The sequence below is a fragment of the Streptomyces cyslabdanicus genome (assembly GCF_052663305.1).
On sequence record NZ_JBQRUW010000042.1, the window covers coordinates 117,023 to 132,773 of the forward strand.

Annotated in this window: 13 protein-coding genes and 3 pseudogenes; 7 read left to right on the forward strand and 9 right to left on the reverse strand. The window is 69.1% G+C overall.

The window, feature by feature from the left end:
* Complete coding sequence (locus ACTYVM_RS25240) at positions 1-438, forward strand: VOC family protein (protein ID WP_445528157.1); 438 nt, start codon at positions 1-3, stop codon at positions 436-438.
* A 26-nt stretch (positions 439-464) separates the two neighbouring features.
* On the opposite strand, the gene ACTYVM_RS25245 is transcribed toward ACTYVM_RS25240, so the two are convergent.
* Complete coding sequence (locus tag ACTYVM_RS25245; protein ID WP_445528158.1) at positions 465-1,262, reverse strand: AraC family transcriptional regulator; 798 nt, start codon at positions 1,260-1,262, stop codon at positions 465-467.
* Positions 1,263-1,347: 85 nt separating this feature from the next.
* Here ACTYVM_RS25245 and ACTYVM_RS25250 point away from each other — a divergent pair, with 85 nt between their 5' ends.
* Complete coding sequence (locus tag ACTYVM_RS25250; protein ID WP_445528159.1) at positions 1,348-2,151, forward strand: sulfite exporter TauE/SafE family protein; 804 nt, start codon at positions 1,348-1,350, stop codon at positions 2,149-2,151.
* 124 nt (positions 2,152-2,275) lie between these two features.
* On the opposite strand, the gene ACTYVM_RS25255 is transcribed toward ACTYVM_RS25250, so the two are convergent.
* Entirely contained in the window at positions 2,276-3,301 is a 1,026-nt protein-coding gene (locus tag ACTYVM_RS25255; RefSeq protein WP_445528160.1) for an MASE1 domain-containing protein, read from the reverse strand.
* 189 nt (positions 3,302-3,490) lie between these two features.
* The gene (locus ACTYVM_RS25260) at positions 3,491-4,843 is read right to left on the reverse strand and encodes a PP2C family protein-serine/threonine phosphatase (RefSeq protein WP_445528161.1); all 1,353 of its coding nucleotides are present in this window, start codon (positions 4,841-4,843) and stop codon (positions 3,491-3,493) included.
* Positions 4,844-5,320: 477 nt separating this feature from the next.
* On the opposite strand from ACTYVM_RS25260, the gene ACTYVM_RS25265 reads away from it, so the two are divergent.
* Both ACTYVM_RS25265 and ACTYVM_RS25270 read left to right on the forward strand, forming a co-directional pair.
* Positions 5,321-7,402, forward strand: a complete 2,082-nt coding sequence (locus ACTYVM_RS25265; RefSeq protein WP_445528162.1) for a SpoIIE family protein phosphatase — start codon at positions 5,321-5,323, stop codon at positions 7,400-7,402.
* A gap of 71 nt (positions 7,403-7,473) precedes the next feature.
* A complete protein-coding gene (locus ACTYVM_RS25270; protein WP_445528163.1) occupies positions 7,474-9,855 on the forward strand; it encodes a SpoIIE family protein phosphatase in 2,382 nt (793 codons plus the stop codon).
* A 216-nt stretch (positions 9,856-10,071) separates the two neighbouring features.
* Here ACTYVM_RS25270 and ACTYVM_RS25275 read toward each other — a convergent pair whose 3' ends face one another.
* Complete coding sequence (locus tag ACTYVM_RS25275) at positions 10,072-10,455, reverse strand: VOC family protein (RefSeq protein WP_445528164.1); 384 nt, start codon at positions 10,453-10,455, stop codon at positions 10,072-10,074.
* On the opposite strand from ACTYVM_RS25275, the gene ACTYVM_RS25280 reads away from it, so the two are divergent.
* Positions 10,454-10,732, forward strand: a complete 279-nt coding sequence (locus ACTYVM_RS25280; protein ID WP_445528165.1) for a class I SAM-dependent methyltransferase — start codon at positions 10,454-10,456, stop codon at positions 10,730-10,732. The two genes, ACTYVM_RS25275 and ACTYVM_RS25280, sit on opposite strands and share 2 nt — an antisense overlap.
* A gap of 100 nt (positions 10,733-10,832) precedes the next feature.
* On the opposite strand, the pseudogene ACTYVM_RS25285 reads toward ACTYVM_RS25280, so the two are convergent.
* A pseudogene (locus tag ACTYVM_RS25285) lies at positions 10,833-12,150 on the reverse strand (S53 family peptidase).
* A 422-nt stretch (positions 12,151-12,572) separates the two neighbouring features.
* Positions 12,573-12,734: pseudogene (locus ACTYVM_RS25290) on the reverse strand (IS256 family transposase); the annotation flags it as partial.
* 49 nt (positions 12,735-12,783) lie between these two features.
* On the opposite strand from ACTYVM_RS25290, the pseudogene ACTYVM_RS25295 reads away from it, so the two are divergent.
* Together ACTYVM_RS25295 and ACTYVM_RS25300 are read left to right on the forward strand one after the other, a co-directional pair.
* A pseudogene (locus ACTYVM_RS25295) lies at positions 12,784-12,900 on the forward strand (ATP-binding protein); the annotation flags it as partial.
* A gap of 15 nt (positions 12,901-12,915) precedes the next feature.
* Positions 12,916-13,371, forward strand: a complete 456-nt coding sequence (locus ACTYVM_RS25300) for a LysE family translocator (protein ID WP_445528166.1) — start codon at positions 12,916-12,918, stop codon at positions 13,369-13,371.
* Positions 13,372-13,421: 50 nt separating this feature from the next.
* Here the strand turns inward: ACTYVM_RS25300 and ACTYVM_RS25305 are convergent, their stop codons facing one another.
* The 3 genes from ACTYVM_RS25305 to ACTYVM_RS25315 all read right to left on the reverse strand — a co-directional run bounded on the left by ACTYVM_RS25305 (position 13,422) and on the right by ACTYVM_RS25315 (position 15,688).
* Entirely contained in the window at positions 13,422-14,054 is a 633-nt protein-coding gene (locus ACTYVM_RS25305) for an SMI1/KNR4 family protein (RefSeq protein ID WP_445528167.1), read from the reverse strand.
* A gap of 756 nt (positions 14,055-14,810) precedes the next feature.
* Positions 14,811-15,323 (reverse strand): DUF402 domain-containing protein, encoded by a 513-nt coding sequence (locus ACTYVM_RS25310; protein WP_445528168.1) that lies wholly within the window; start codon positions 15,321-15,323, stop codon positions 14,811-14,813.
* A gap of 74 nt (positions 15,324-15,397) precedes the next feature.
* The gene (locus tag ACTYVM_RS25315) at positions 15,398-15,688 is read right to left on the reverse strand and encodes a hypothetical protein (RefSeq protein WP_445528169.1); all 291 of its coding nucleotides are present in this window, start codon (positions 15,686-15,688) and stop codon (positions 15,398-15,400) included.
* Between the last annotated feature and the right edge of the window lie 63 nt (positions 15,689-15,751).

Consider the following 15,751-nt stretch of genomic DNA (forward strand, 5'->3'; position numbering starts at 1 on the left):
ATGGCGACCAAGTGGAGCTTGACGATCGACTGCGTGTACCCGGCGAAGCTGGCCGCGTTCTGGGCACTGGCGTTGGGCTATGTGGAGAAGCCCGCGCCCCCGGGGTTCGGGAGCTGGGAGGAGTGGTTCTCGGATCATGGGGTTCCGGAGGACGAATGGGATGACGGGGCGTACCTCTCGGATCCGGACGGCGTAGGCCCCACGTTGTCCTTCCTGAAGGTGCCGGAGCCGAAGATGGTGAAGAACCGGCTGCATGTCGACGTGCAAGTTGGTGGTGGCCGTGACACACCGTGGGAGGTGCGCTGGCCGCGCGTGGTCGAGGCGGTGGAGCGGTTGACCGCCGCGGGCGCGACCGTGGTCCGCGAGGACGAGTTGCAGGGCAGGCCGGATCACGTGGTGATGGCGGACCCGGAAGGTAACGAGTTTTGCGTGGTCTGACGGGTCGGTCAGGCCAACGAGAGTCGTCAGGAGGTGCGACTGCGGTTGGGGCCGCCGCTGCGGCGGCTCGCGGCAAAGCGGGACGGGGGCATGCCGAAAGTGCGCGTGAAGGCGGCGGTGAACGCGGCGGGAGAGGCGTAGCCGAGACGGGCACCGACCTCGCTGACGGACGCGCTGCGCAGCAGTGGCACGGCCGCGAGCAGGCGGGCGCGGGCTCGCCAGACGGCGGGGCTGTCACCGGTCTCCCAGCGGAAGCGCCGGGTGAAGGCCCGTTCGCTCATGGCCGTCCTCGCGGCCCATGCGGCGTTGGTGACGCCGGCGTCCGGGGCGGCCAGGTACTCGCGGCAGAGCTTCGCGAGGTCGGCGGCGGCGGGAATCCCGACGTGGAACGGGAGCGGGGCGAGCTCCGCGATCTCGTGCAGGAGGAGGGCGGCAATGGTTCCCTCCCGACCGGACAGGCTGTAATCGATCTCGAACTCGACAGCGGCCAGGAGCAGTTCGCGCAACAGTGGCGGAACGTTCACGACGGTGCACGTGGCGGGCCACCAGGGGATGGCACTCGGCTCGACGTACAGGCTCCGGGTACTCACCCCCAGCATGTGGACCCGGTGCCGGGTGGCGGCCGGAATCAGTACGGCGCGCTCGGGCGGAACGGTCCAGGTGCCCTCGGCGGTGTCGACGACCATGACCCCGGTGGCGCCGTAGAGGAACTGTGCACGCCGGTGTTCGTGCCAGTCCAGTACGTGGCCGGGCGGGTAGTCGGTGCCGATCGGCAGGACGATCCGGTCGGCGTGGTCGACGTCGGCCAGGGAGACGTTCCTCACCCAGCCACCCTACTGGCTGAGACGCGAAGGAATGGTGCCGGACATCGCATGCGGGAAGCCTGTCGGAGCTGGTGGAGTGGGGGCTGTGGATGTTGTGGCATTGATCGGGATCGGGCTCCTCACCGGGGCGACGACGGTGTTGTTCGGGTTCGGCGGCGGGTTCGTCACGGTACCGGTCGTGGTGTGGGCCGACGCCGCGCTCGGCGCCGATGCCATGCAGGTGGCGACTGCCACCTCGGCCCTGGTGATGGTGGTGAATGCGGGTTTCGCGACAGCCGTCACACCACGGCGGGTGCTCCTCGCGCTCCGCGGCAGCGGCACGCTGCTCCTCCTGCTGGCGGCCGGTGCCTCGGTCGGTGCGCTCGCCACGCGCCTCGCCCCGGCCGATCTGGCCCGCTGGGCCTTCGTCGCGTACGTCGCTCTCACCATCGCCGACGTGCTCCTGCGCCCCGGTTTCCTGCGCCCGGCCCCCCGGATCGAGGCGACCTCCGATGCCCCGCGTCCACTGCCGACCGTTCTCGGCGCGCCGGCCGGTGCGGTCGCGGCCTTCCTCGGCGTGGGGGGCAGCGTGATGACCGTCCCCGCGATGCGAAGGGCCGGGCACACGATGCGCGTGGCGACTGCGCTGGCCAACCCGCTCACCCTCGCCATCGCGCTGCCGGCCACCGCAGTGTCTCTGAGCGGCGCCGCCGTCCCAGCTGCCGCTGACGCGCACCTGCACCTGGTGGGTCTCATCGACCTTCGCGCTGCCTCGGCGCTGCTCCTCGGAGCTCTGCCGGTGATCGCGATACTGCGGCGGCGTCCGCCCCGGATCCCCGACCGCACCTACGCCTGGGCGTACATCGGACTGCTTGCCCTGGTGACAGTCGCCATGCTGCTCTCCGCGTAGGGCCTGACCCGCGATTGATCCAACGCGGCTGGTCGACGCAGCCGACGAGCAGGCGCGCGTCGAAGTGCTCAATGAACGGCTGACCCGTGGGACCACAGCGCCCGTCCCTGGTGCTGTCGATTGATCACGACGGTCGGGTCGCTCCGCCGTCCTCCGCCTGGTCACCCTTTCCGCGCTGGTCGTTGTCGCTGAACGTGGGTACGACACCGGTGTCCTGCGCGATCCTGGCCACCATCTCGGCGAGCCGCCTGCATGCCTGCTCGATCTTCTCCTGGGCCTGGTTCCGCTCGGTGATGGCTGCGGCGAGCAGCAGCGCGGTCAGTGCGGCGGCGCCGTTGAATGCCTGCAGAGCGATCATGTTGGCGAGCAGGCTGTGACCGGTGAACGGGCCCGATCTATGGGAGGCGGCGAGGATCGCGAAGATGGATACGGCCAGCGCGCAGGGCGCGGCCCCGGCCCGCTGGAAGCGGAAGGCCGCCCAGGTCAGCAATGGGAAGGCGAGGAAGAGCAGCGGTGCGGCAGAGGTCTGGAGGAGCCCGATGCCGATGGTGGCCGCCCCAAGAAGCGATCCTTCCAACCACCGGGAGAGGGGCGCGTCACTGGGCCGGCGCGCCGAGCGCAGGGCGAGCAGTGCCGGCGCGACCACCAGGACGCCCATCGCGTCGCCGGTCCACCAGACCCACCATGTCGGCCAGAACCCGCCGGGCAGCGCGCGAGTGAGGTGCAGGGTGCCGCATCCCACGGTTGCGCTGATGAGCATGCTGGTGAGCGCGCCGAGGAAGACCAGTGCGAGTGCGTCTCGCAAGCGGTTCATCCGGGTGCGGAATCCGGCGCGGCGAAGGAGTGCGTAGGAGCACAGGGACGCGAGGGTGTCGCTCGTCGTGATCACAAGCACCGCGGTGATCGATGGCAGCCCCAGTGAGATGTTGATCAGGAACGCGCCGAGCGTGACCCCGGGCCAGATGCGCGGTCCGAGGAGGAGTAGTCCGGAAACGGAGATGCCGCTCGCGGGCCACAGCGGTGTGACCTGGCCGCGCACGAGTTGCTGGAGCAGCCCCAGCTTGCCCGAGGCGTAATACAGCGCGGCGACGGCGCAGATCTCCAGTGCCGCCGTGCTCCCGCGCCGGAGCCGGTCGTGGTGGGCGACCACTGGGAGGTCTTTCCTCCGGTCTCGTCCCGTACTCCGTCGTCCGCCGATCACGACCGGTTCACCACGCCGCCGCTCATCTGTGTGGCCTTTCACGAAATGCTCTGTCGGGTTTCGCCCTGTGACTGTTCTGGCCGACATCACGTGCCGAAACCCGTCGTCGTGCTCACCAGGTGACTCCTTTGGGGAGGATCACACCTGATTCATGAGACTCGCGGCGGTTCGCTGCGGGGTGCGCAGGGCGAGGATGGCGATGTCGTCGTGCCCGTCGCCGGGGCAGTGATCGGCGAGCGCCCGGACGAAGTCCGGCAGGGGAAGGGCCGCGTGGGCGGTGGCGAGTTCAACGAGTTCATTCAGGCCCTCGTCGAGGGACCGCCCGGGATGTTCGACGAGCCCATCGGTGAAGAAGACCACGGTCGCATCAGGAGGAAGGGGATGAGTGTGGTCGGGGCGGTGCTGCCCGCTGTCGACGTTCAGAGGCAGTCCGGGTTCGGCGAACAGATATCGCGCTCGCTGGTCGGGGGTGATCAGGAGAGGCGGGACGTGTCCCGCGCTGCTCCAGTGCAGTCTCCATGCCCCTCCAGCAGGTTCGATGCGGGCCAGGCTGGCGGTGGCGATGGGGTTGTCGGTGATGGCCTCGAGGGTGTGGTCGAGGTGGGCCAGGACTGCGCTGGGTGGGGTGCGCAGGTCGAACAGCAAAGCACGCAGCATGTTGCGGGTGGAGGACATGGCGGCTGCGGCATGCAGGTCGTGGCCGACCACGTCGCCGATGACGACCGCCAGCGCGCCGTCGGGCAGCAGGAAGGCGTCGTACCAGTCCCCGCCCAATGGGCTGGGCTCGGCGGCGGGTCGGTAGGTGGCGGCGGCCTCGTAGGGTCGCAGGTCGGGCAGGGTCGGCAGCAAAAGCCGTTGGAACTGCTCGGATCCGGCACGGACCTGCTCGAACAGGCGGACGTTGTCGATCGCGATCCCGGCGGCGCTGGCCAGGGCGACGAGGATGCGCTCGTCATGGACGTCGAAGGGCTGCCCGTCAGTTCGTTCGGACAGGTAGAGGTCGCCGTAGATCTCGCCGCGGACGCTGATGGCGACACCGAGCAAGGTGTGCATGGGCGGGTGGCCGGGCGGGAACCCGGTCGAGGCGGGGTGGGAGGAGATGTTGTCGACCCGCAGCGGTTCGGGGTGATGGATCAGGTACCCGAGCACGCCGAGGCCGCGAGGGAAGTCAACCCCAGCCAGGGCCGTGCGTTCCTCCTCGGTCATGCCGGCGACGATGAACTGCGCCAGGTGATCGCCGGAATCAGCAAGGACTCCCAGCGCACCATAACGGGCGCCGACCAGGTCCATGGCGGTGGTCACGATGCGATGCAGCACCGCAGGCAACTCCATCTCCCGGGTGATGGCCACCACCGCGTCCAACAGGCCCTGAATCCGGCCCTTTGCCGCGGCCAGGGCACGCAACTGCTCGTCGATCCGACCCAGCTCGACGTCCAGCCGCCCCAGCAGGTCACGACCACGCGGCCCCTCCTCCCCGCTGCCGCGTGTCATCACGATCCTCCACTGGACCGGTACTCGTTCGCCACCGCGTCCCCGCTCACCCCGCAGCGGCAGGTCAAGGCCCGTGCCCAGATCCTGCGATCCATCCGGCCATCACGACGGATCCGCTCACACAGACATTCACGCGAGCGGTGCATGCCGGCCTCCTGACACACCCGTGATCAACAAAGACCACACAGCGTCCCACGGCTGAACACCCCAGCCCGCCCATTACTCCACCAGCGGCATGCCCTACCCGAACACACCCTGGCGGCTCCCCTTCTCACTGCCGAAGCAGCGGCTCACGGTCTCGCCGCCCCGACAACTCCCGTCCAGCCTGTAGAAACACTGGCCCAGATACGGCGATCGCCCGGATCAGGGCGCACGCGACCTGGCGCACGCCACCGGTCCGAACACCTCGGGTTCGCAATCGTGGGCCATGCCCAGAAGGTCGCATAGTGGATAGAGAACTGTCCGGGAGGAGCCCCCATGCGCCATCCCGAAGAATTCGACGAGGCGGCCGACCCAACGGAGGTACGCCCGGGTGGTTTGCGGCCGGCCGAACTGCCGGTTGCCGGACTGCGGCTGGACGCCTTGGGCCGCATCGCCCACTGGGACGCGGCGGCCGAGGCCCTGCTCGGCTATCCGGCGTCGGAGGTACTGGGCAGCCGGGGCGAGCGGCTCGTCCGAGTGGAAGGGGGCTCCGGGGCGCCGTCGCTGCTGGAGCAGATCACCGTCGGCGGTACCACGACGGGGCGGTGCACGGCGCGGCACCGGGACGGGCACCCGCTGGAGCTCGCGGTGTGGACCTACCAGGTCCCGGCCAGTGGCGACGTGCTCGCGTTCCTTGTGGACGTTTCCGCAGTGTTGAAGCCGCGGGTGTCTCACGCTGTCCTGGACGGGTTGTTCTGCCACTCGCCCATCGGACTGTCCGCGTTCGACACCGAACTGCGCTTCCTGAACGTCAACACCGCCCTGGAGGCGATCAACGGCGCGCCCGAGGCCAGACACCTCGGTCGGCGGCTGTCCGAGGTGCTGCCCGATGTGAACAGCGCCGAGGTGGAGACCGTGATGCAGGGAGTGCTGGACACCGGCGAGCCTGTGGTCGACTTCCGCGCGACGGGCCGCACGCCGGCGACCCCGTACGAGGACCGGGTGTGGTCCTGCTCCTACTTCCGTCTGGAGGACATCCGGGGACGCCCGTTCGGCGTCGGCGCCTCGGTGGTCGACATCACCGCACGGCTCCGGGCCGAGCAGGCGGCCGCAGCGAGCCGCCGGCGGCTCGACCTGCTCAACGAGGCCGGCACCCGCGTCGGCACCACCCTGGACATGCGGCAGACCGCACAGGAACTGGCCGACGTGGCGCTGCGCGGTCTCGCCGACATGGTCACCGTGGACCTCATGACGGGCGTTGCCGACGACGCTGCCGCGGACTTTGGCAGTGAACTGACCGGCGGCATCGTGATGCGGCGGATCGGCAAGGCCCCGGCCCGGGGCTCGCCCGCCGCCGAGACCCTCGCCCCGTTGGGCGCGACCCTGCACTACCCGGCGGACGCACCGTACACACAGGCCATAGCACGTCGGGAACCCTTCATGGTCGCCGAGGTGGACGAGCGAGCCATCGCCGCCCCCTCCTGCCCCATCTCCACCGTCCGGCGGCTTCGCGAGCTGAGGGTGCACTCCCTGCTGATGGTCCCGCTGCTCGCCCGCGGCAGAGTGCTGGGAGTGACCACCCTTTTCCGGGAACTCCCCGCCCGGCCCTTCTCGCCCGACGACGTGATGCTCGCCCGCGACATAGTGTCTCGCGCGGCCGTCCACCTCGACAACGCCCGCCTGTACACCCGCGAGCACGACACGGCCGTGACGCTGCAGCGCAGCCTGCTGCCGCACCGGCTGACGCCCCCGCCCGGGATCGAGGTCGCCCACTGCTACCGGCCCGCGAGCGACGTCAACGAGGTCGGCGGTGACTGGTACGACGTCGTGGAGATGCCCGAGGGACGGGCCGCCCTGGTGGTCGGGGACGTCATGGGACATGGCATCGCGGCCGCGGCCGCGATGGGTCAGCTGCGCAGCGCCATGCGGGCGCTCGCCCGTCTGGCGCTGCCCCCCGAGCAGCTGCTGCGTCAGCTCGACACCGGTCTGGGGGACCTTCCCGACGCTCCTCTGGCCACCTGCGCCTATGCGGTGTGCGACCCAGCGGCCGGCTCCTGCTCGATCACGCGGGCAGGCCATCCTCCACCAGCCGTCGTCCACCCCGACGGCACCGCGGAACTGCTGGAATTGCCCGCCGGGGCACCGCTGGGAGTCGGTGGCATCGACTTCGCACCCACCGAGCTGCCGCTGCCCCCGGGCAGCATCCTCGCCCTCTACACCGACGGCCTCGTCGAGGCGCGCTACGCGGACATCGACCGGCGCCTGACCCAGCTCCTGGACGTACTGACCGCCAACGCCGGCCTGCCGCTGGACGGCCTCAGCCACACCGTTGTGGACCGGCTCGCCCCCACACCCGACGACGACGTCGCCCTGTTGCTCTGCAGGACCGCCGGCCCTCCGTACTCGGGATGCCGGTGACAGACGCGGGGAGGTTCAATGAAAGTGGACCACCACCTGTGCAGGGGGTGAGGCGTACGAGTACGAGCCCAGTGTCCGAGGTCGCCGCGCGGCTGTCGGGTGACGGAGCGGCGCTGATGCTGGACAGCTACGGGACGGTGCTGGCGTGCACGCCGGGCGTCGTGACGCTGCTTGGCGCGCGGGGCACGGAGCTGATCGGCAGGCCGTTCGCCGACTTCCTTGCCGCCGGGGCGAGCAGGGGGATGCTCCCGCGCGACGGTCGGGCGACGCTTCGCCCCAGTGGCGGCCCAGCGGTGAGAGTGCGCCTGAAGGTGCTGCCGCTCGGCGGCGGCCTGGGGGCTCAGTGCCTGGTGTGGGCGGTGCCGGAGGCGGTGGCCGCGGATCAGGAACAGGACCAGGCTCTGGTGCGCGCCCTGTCCGGGCAGACCGAGATCGGGCTGGTGCTGCACGATCCGGATCTGCGGATCGTGCGAAGCAACCACCCTCCGGGGGCCCTCGGCCCGCCCGCCGACTCCGGGGCCGGACTGCCAGGTGCAACTCTGGACGAGGTGCTGGTCCCGCAGGACGCCGCGGCCGTCGAGAAGCAGTTGCGCCAAGTCGCGCAGACCGGGGTGCCGGTGACCGACCAGGTGCTCCAAGCCCGCTACCGCACGGCGCCCGAGCAGGAGCGCGTCATCTCCCTGTCGGCGTTGCGGCTGGAGGACCGCGACGGCCGCAGCACCGGCGTCGCAGTCCTCTTCCGCGACGTCACCGAACGCCACCAGGCGCAACGCCGGCAGGCTCTGGTCGAGGGGGCCGAGAAGCTGCTGCTGGGCTCGCTCGACATCGTCGCCACCGCCGAGGGGCTGGCCAGGGTGCTGGTACCCGAGTACGGGGACCTGGCGGCGATCGACCTGGCGGAGGCGGCACTGCTGGGTGAGGAACCCGGAGACCTCTCACTCGCAGCACCGCTGCGGCGGGCCGCGGTGGCCGGTTCGTGGCCGGCCGAGCTGCTGCCGGTCGGGGCCCTGGTGCGGGTCCGGGATCCGGAGCGCGAGCCGGTCTACCAACGCCACGCGGTGGCCGTGCCGGACCTGACCGAGCTGCGGGCCGCGCTCGCCGACGACGCCGAGGGCAGCCGCCAGGTGCTGCCGGACGCGGCGACATCGCTGCTGATGATGCCGCTGCGAGCCCGCGGGCAGCTCCTCGGCGCAGCTGTGTTGTGGCGGTGTGGCAACCGGGCGCGTTTCGACCAGGACGATGCGACGCTGGGAGCCCAGGTCGGTGCCCGGGCTGCGATCAGCCTGGACAACGCCAGGCGCTACACCCGCGAGCGCCGCACCGCCGAGATCCTGCAGCGGAGCCTGCTGCCCCAGGCAGACGTCCAGGTCAGCGCGGCGGAAGCGGCCGGGACCTACGTGCCGGCCGGTACCGCGACGGGGATCGGCGGGACGTGGTTCGACGTGATCCCACTGTCCTCGTGCCGGGTGGCGTTCGTGGTGGGCGACGTGCTGGGGCATGGTGTCGAGGCGGCAGCGGCGATGGGGCGGCTGCGTACCGCCGTGCAGACCCTGTCCGACATGGACCTGCCCCCTGAGGAGCTGCTGGCCCACCTCGACGACCTGGTCACCCGACTGTCGCAGGCGGAGCGGGCGGCGTCTGCCCCGCCTGCGGGGCACCGGGTGGGCAGCGTGCTCGGCTCGACGTGCGTGTACGCGGTGTACGACCCCGTCACCGGACTGTGCGCGATCGCCAGCGCCGGCCATCCGCCGCCGGTGCTGTCCGCCCCCGAGCAGTCGGCTTGTTTCGCACAGGTCAAGCCGGGGCCGCCGCTGGGGGTGGGTGGCCTGCCGTTCGAGTCCACGGAACTGGTGATGGAGCCGGGGACGCTGCTCGCCTTCTACACCGACAAGTTGCTGGCCCACCGCCAGGACGGCACCGAGGAGCGGTTGCAGCAGTTGCGGGACCAGGTGCAGGCCGCGGCTCGAAAGGACCGGTCGGCGAAGCAGACCGGACACGTTGTGCTGCGGCACCTGCTGCCCCAGGCACCCGAGCAAGAGGTGGCCCTGTTGATCGCCCGACTGTACGCCCTACCCCTGGGGTCCGTCGCCGCCTGGGAGTTCCCCGCCGACCCAGAGGCGGTGAGCCGAGCGAGGTACGCGGTCACCACCCAGCTGGCCGTCTGGCAGATGGAGGAGCTCGCGTTCACCACCGAACTGCTCGTCAGCGAGCTGGTGACCAACTCCATCCGCTACGCGGGCGGCCCGGTGGGCCTTCGGCTGATCAGGGACAAGACGTTGATCTGCGAGATCTCCGACCCGAGCCAGACCCAGCCGCGGCTGCGCAGAGCCCTGGTGACAGACGAAGGAGGCCGCGGACTGTTCCTCGTCGCACAACTCGCGCAGCGCTGGGGCAGCCGCTACACCAGCCACGGCAAGACCATCTGGGCCGAGCAGCAGCTACCCGTCCACTGACTCTCGCCCCGCGCCTATTCCTCGTTCGATCTCGGGTGATCGCCGGATCCTGCTGGCCGAGGGCCTGCGGTGGCGCGCGCCGCATGTTCTCGTCACGGCTTGGCCGTGCTCGCAACAATGAGCGGGGACTCCCCGCAGTTCGAGTCTCGTCGCTGCCCTCAGCGAGTGGCTTTGACCAGCACTCATCCGACACCGGCCAGGATGATCGCGGAAGCATCAGGAAGACATGACGGCCCGGTCGGAATCGCTGCGCAGAACGCAGAACTCGTTGCCTTCGGGATCGGCAAGGACCGCCCAGCCAGAGCCATCGGGATTCCGGAGATCGGCGACAAGGGTGGCACCGAGGCCCAGCAGCCGTTCCACCTCCTGCTCACGCGAGGTCTCCGGGCGCAGACACAGATGGACCCGGTTCTTGATCGTCTTAGCCTCGGGCACCTGGCTGAAGTACAGCACCGGGCCATCCGCCAGCAACACCTGAACCTCCGGATCACCCGGATTGTCCTCCGGATGCAACGGCCGGCCGGTCACCCTGCTCCAGAACCGGGCCAGTTCGTAGGCATCCACACAGTCAATCGCCACGTTCTGCAATACCGAGACCATGCGCGCGAGTTTTCCTGACTTCCTCCCCAGACGCCACCGAGTTGCGCTCGCTCCTGGCGCGTGCACCTGGCAGCTCTTGCGACACGCCCTGGCGGAGCGGGGAGTGAAGGCCATCGGCGTGGACCCGAGCGAGCAGATGATGGCCGTCGCCCGCGACCGGTGGCCTGAGGCGGACTTCCGGATCACGGATGCGGGCGAACTGCCACTGGCAGGCGTCTCGGTGGACGGCTGCAGGTGCCGGGTCGTCGCACACTCTCTGATCAGGTGCGCGCCGTAGGCGAGGGGGCCGCGGCTGGATGCCGCGGCCCGCTCTCTTGGGTGCGCCGCCCGACGGAGTCGTCACGTACCGCTGGCGGCAGTCCGCCCGTGTCCGGAGGTCAGCCGGTGAAGGCCGTGACTCCCTCCGGGGTTCCCCAGCCGGTCGGGCCGTCGTAGCCGGACTGAGCGGTGCACAGGTACGTGGGGGAGCAGGTGCCGTTGTTGCCGCTGGTGACGTCGTTCAGGGCGGAGGTGCCGGCCGCGTTGTACGGGAACTTCGCGGGGTAGGAGCCGCTGGACGGGGTGCCCGCGAGGGCGTACACACTGGCGATGATCGGCGACGAGGCACTGGTGCCGCCGAAGGTGTACCAGCCGGCCGTGACGCCGTAGGAGTCGTAGACCGAGACGCCGGTCGCAGGGTCGGCGACGGCCGCCACATCGGAGATGGTCCGCTTGGAGCAGCCGGTGTCGGACTGCCAGCTCGGCTTGGTGTCGTAGGCCGAGCAGCCGGAGCCGGTGCCTTCGGTGCTGTTGGTCTTCCAAACGGTCTCGGTCCAGCCGTGGGCGGATGAGGAGGACTTCGACAGGGCGGTGCCGCCGACGGAGGTGACGTATCGGGACGCCGCCGGGTACTCCGCGCCGTAGCCGCTGTCACCGGCGCTGACGGTGATGGCCACGCCGGGGTGGTTGAAGTAGGAGGAGTCGTACGTGCTGTCAGAGGAGGACTCGGAGCCGCCGTAGCTGTTGGAGATGTACTTCGCGCCGAGTGTGACCGCCTCGTTCACCGCCGTGCCGAGGTTGGCCATGGTGGGGGACTTGGCCTCGACGAGCAGGATGTCGCAGAGCGGGCAGATGGCGCTGGCCATGTCGAGATCCAGGGAGATCTCCTCGGACCAACCGGCGTCGTTGGAGGGCAGGGAGGTCGTGGACCCGGTCTGGCTGACCTTCTTGAAGCAGCCGTTGGCGGTGGTGCAGGCCGGCAGGCCGTAGTAGGAACGGTACTTGGCGAGGTCGGACTCGGCGTTCGGATCGTTGTAGGCGTCGACGATGGCGATGGTCCTTCCGGGGCCGTTGGAGGCGGCAGCGGAGGTCAGGCCGTAGGCCGACTGGAGGTCGCTGGGCCCGTAGCCGGACGGGGTGGAGGCGTCGGCGGCCTTGGGGGTGACGCCCTTGGCCTTGCCTTGCGCCTTCTGGTACGCGGTGAGGCCACCGGTGACGCGCAGTGCCTTGCAGGCCATCTCGCCCGCCTTGCTCGGGACGGCACAGGCACGGGTCCACGTCACCTTCGAGGACGTGGTGCCCCGCGGCGTCCGCGTGGACGGCCGTGCCGAATCCGGCGAGGACGAGGGCGACGGTGGCGGCGCCGGCGGAGCCGACGCGGCGCCACCGGCCGTGTAGGGGGGCTCGGTTCGCTCTGGCAGAGGGTGAAGTGCGCAACGTACTGCCTCCTGGAAATGGGTGACAGGGGCTGTGCGAGTGCGTGCGTTACGCCGGTACGGTGTCCCCGGCGACGGGCCGAACAGGCCCGCGAAAGACGATGACTTGTTGGGTACGCGACAACAAGGGCCTTCTGGAATTCTGACTTCCGCCTTACCGGACGAGGGCTGCGCGTGACGCTCCGATGGCCGCCCGATGGCTTGTCGCTACCAGTCGCTTGACCCAACTCACAGGATTATCAGGGAGCTTGAGCGGACGTCGTGCGGCACCGGTGCCTGCACTTGCCGAACACCTCATCCGCCCTGGCGGGAGAGGGCCACGTCCGCTGGAGCGGTGTATCGAGGGTCACTCGGTGAACTCGTTTTGAGGCTGTGTGGTGAGTTCTGTGGCCAGAGTGGTCTCGTCGGCCTCGGACTCGATGGGGTGGAGGCGGGCTTTGGCGAGGAACTCGCGGCCATGTAGCGGCGTTCCTCGGTCCACTTGTGGTTCTGCCCGGCCAGGACTGCGCCGACGAGCCGGATCAGGGCGGTGCGGTCGGGGAAGATGCCGACCAGTCGGGACGGTGCCGGATCCAGCCGTTCGCGGCTCAGCCAAGGCCCGGCGAGCCGGTGCGTTGCAAGAGCCGGCGCACCGGCCACTGCCATCCTCGACCGTGCCCTCCACCCCTGCGGAGTCATCCCTGTCAACGGCCCCAGCTACCGCCTCAAGAACCGACTTGCCGCCATCGAACGGGACACCCAAGTGGCCTGACCATCAACATTTGGGTTGGGAGCCGTGGTCACGCGATCGATCATGGTGTTCTCTGCGCTGAAGTTCGCCGGCGCGCTGTATCTGGTCTACCTCGGCGTCCAGACGTGGCGGCATCGCGGGGAACTGGCCGTCACGGACGCGCGGCAGCGGCCACCCGCAAGCGTGCGACGCATCGTCTGGCAGGGCTTCACCGTCGGGATGAGCAATCCGAAGGGCTTCCTGATCTTCTCCGCTGTGCTGTCCCAGTTCGTCAACCGCTCGGCGGGGCACGTGACGCTGCAGCTCCTGCTCCTTGGCATCGTCTGCGCCGCTGTCGCTCTGGTTTCCGACTCGGCTTGGGGGCTCCTCGCCGGGACCGCACGTGACTGGCTCCGCGGGTCGCCCCGTCGCCTGTCCGGGATTTGCGCAGTGTCCGGGGCGGTGATGGTCGGCCTCGGCCTCCGTCTCGCTCTCACCGGGAATGACGTGTGACAACGGATTCTCGAAACGTTGCGCGGGTCGCCGGATACTGAGACAAGCTCCTAGTCATCAGTGATGGGGTACATGTCGGCATAGGGGTCGGGCTCGCCGGTTTGCGGGTCCAGCCCGGCCACGAGCCGTCGACGTTGCTCGCGCCAGCTGACGAAAGTGTCTGTCCGCTTCCAGAGGGACGCATCGCCGAGTGGGCAGGCGTCGAACCGGCCCAGCATCATGCGGATGATGAACTGGACCATGCCGCAGTCGAACAAGGCCCAAGGCGACTCGCCCCATGAGTGGTGCCGACGCCAGGCTACGACAGGCCACTTGTCCGGATCGGGGTCGTTCATGAGCCAAGCCATCTCGTTGGCATTCATCCCAGAGCCCCAGGGCAGAACGGCATCGGCACCGAGCGTTACGCCCGGGACGCCTGCGTCCTCATCCCAGAGCCCACGCAGGCCGACTGCCATGCTTCCGATGTGACACGCTTCCCACCCGCGCACGTCACTCGGGAGGGGAGGCAGAATGACGAGCTCTCCGATATCGCCCACGCCGTACGTGTCCAGCAGAGTCTTGTAGTCACTCGGCAGCTTGGTGCCCAGCGCAGCTTCGGCCGCATTCCAGTCGATCCGCTCGCCACCTGCCAAGTCTGCCGGCACAAGATCGAGCAGTACGGCCACGTCAGGATGAATGCCCATGGCGGAGTCCCCCTTGAGTAGGTGGTCAGTAACCCTAGTTGTGCGGGCTGACACCGTTGCTCGAGGTAGCCAGGTCGGCGGCGCTGCGAACCCGGTCGACGTGGGGAGCCACCATAACGACCACCGAATGCAGGGTGAGAACCATGCACTGGCGACCTCACCGACATTCCGGCCGAGGCTGGCGACCGCGACCCACCAGCAGGTCGTGCTGCCGGTCTCGTTGCGCACGAGCGTTTCGACAGGCCAGCACCTCAACCAAGAGCATGATCGGCCGGACAGGCGCTAGGAGCCCGTGACAAGCCTCTGACTTCGGTGATGGCATGACGCCCCGCAACGTCGGGGAGCACGCCTCCGACAGGAAGCCGTCCGGTTCACCCTGGCCGACCGGGCACAGGTTTGCTGAGCGTACCCGCGCCAAGCACGCCACGATTCACGCACTGCTGGCCGCGGGCACAGCAAGCGGTCTGTGGCTCGGCAACTCGGCATGAGCCAGTACAGGGTCCCGCAGTTCTCCCGTGCCGACACGCCCGAAGACCGTCTTCGACGGGCGGCGGCAGAACCGGACGTCCGTCCTCGACGAATACAAGCCCTACTTCGACGACGGGTCTCGCCGCGACCGGTGACCGCCCGGCCTCCCACACCGCGGACGGTCGCCGGATGGATGCTCAGGCGTCCGTAAGCCCTCATCCGGAGAGAGGAAGGCATCCGGTGGGGTGGACGCCGCTCGCCACGGCATCTTGATCGGCGCTCCTCGGCTCAACTGACCTGGGCAAGCCATGCGCGGTAGCGAGTGGCGAAAGGTTCGACGCCGTCGCGCAGTGCCCCTGCCAGCCACTCCGCGGCGCTCTCTGCGTGGCCGATGACATGTGGCGGGTAGCCGTAACGCTCCTGGTGGTCGGCGAACTCATCCTCATCGGCGACGTAGACGGATCCGTCTCCGCGCGTCCGGCAGACATCCAGGTCCAGATCGACCGTGGTCACTTCGCCAGTGTTCGCCCACTCGGGCGGCGTGGTGACGTCGCAGTACACGTCGAGCCGCGCGGGTGCCTCCTGAAACATGGCCGTCCACCAGGCACCACAGGGAAAGAGCATGACTCGTGGCTCTTCAGTGACGTAGACCTCGGTCTCCGCGCCTTTCCCGTAGATCGTCCCGATCGGCGCACCGAGCCAGACACCGTACTCGTCCTCGCCGAGCCGCAGCATGGTGTGGTGCCAGTGCAGGCTGCCGTCGAACTTGCGGACGATGACGCGAACCTCTCCTTGATCCATGCTGGGAGGCTACGGTGTGCACGCCAAACCGGTGAACCTCTCCGGTCACGGCACTAGAAATGAACGAAACCAGGTCAGGAATCTCCCTCGATGAGACCGAACCCTTCAGGGAAGCCCTCCAGGAATTCACGACGCGACGGATCTGCCTCCTCCGCGGCCATCGAACCGATCAGATCGATGAACTCGATTCGCTGATCGCTCGTCAACTGTGTCACCAGAGAGGCGACCCCCTCCAGGACCTTGACGGCGTCATCAGAATCCATCTGGTCGTCCTCGCACGCCTCGACGAACCAGAGTACGTCGACCAATGCCTCCGCCAGAGCACGGATCAGCGACGGGTACACGGGCATCGCGATGACCTCCACCGAGCGGTTGACAGAGCGCGGCCATCTCACCACACGGCACTGACATCACTGACGGTGAGCTCC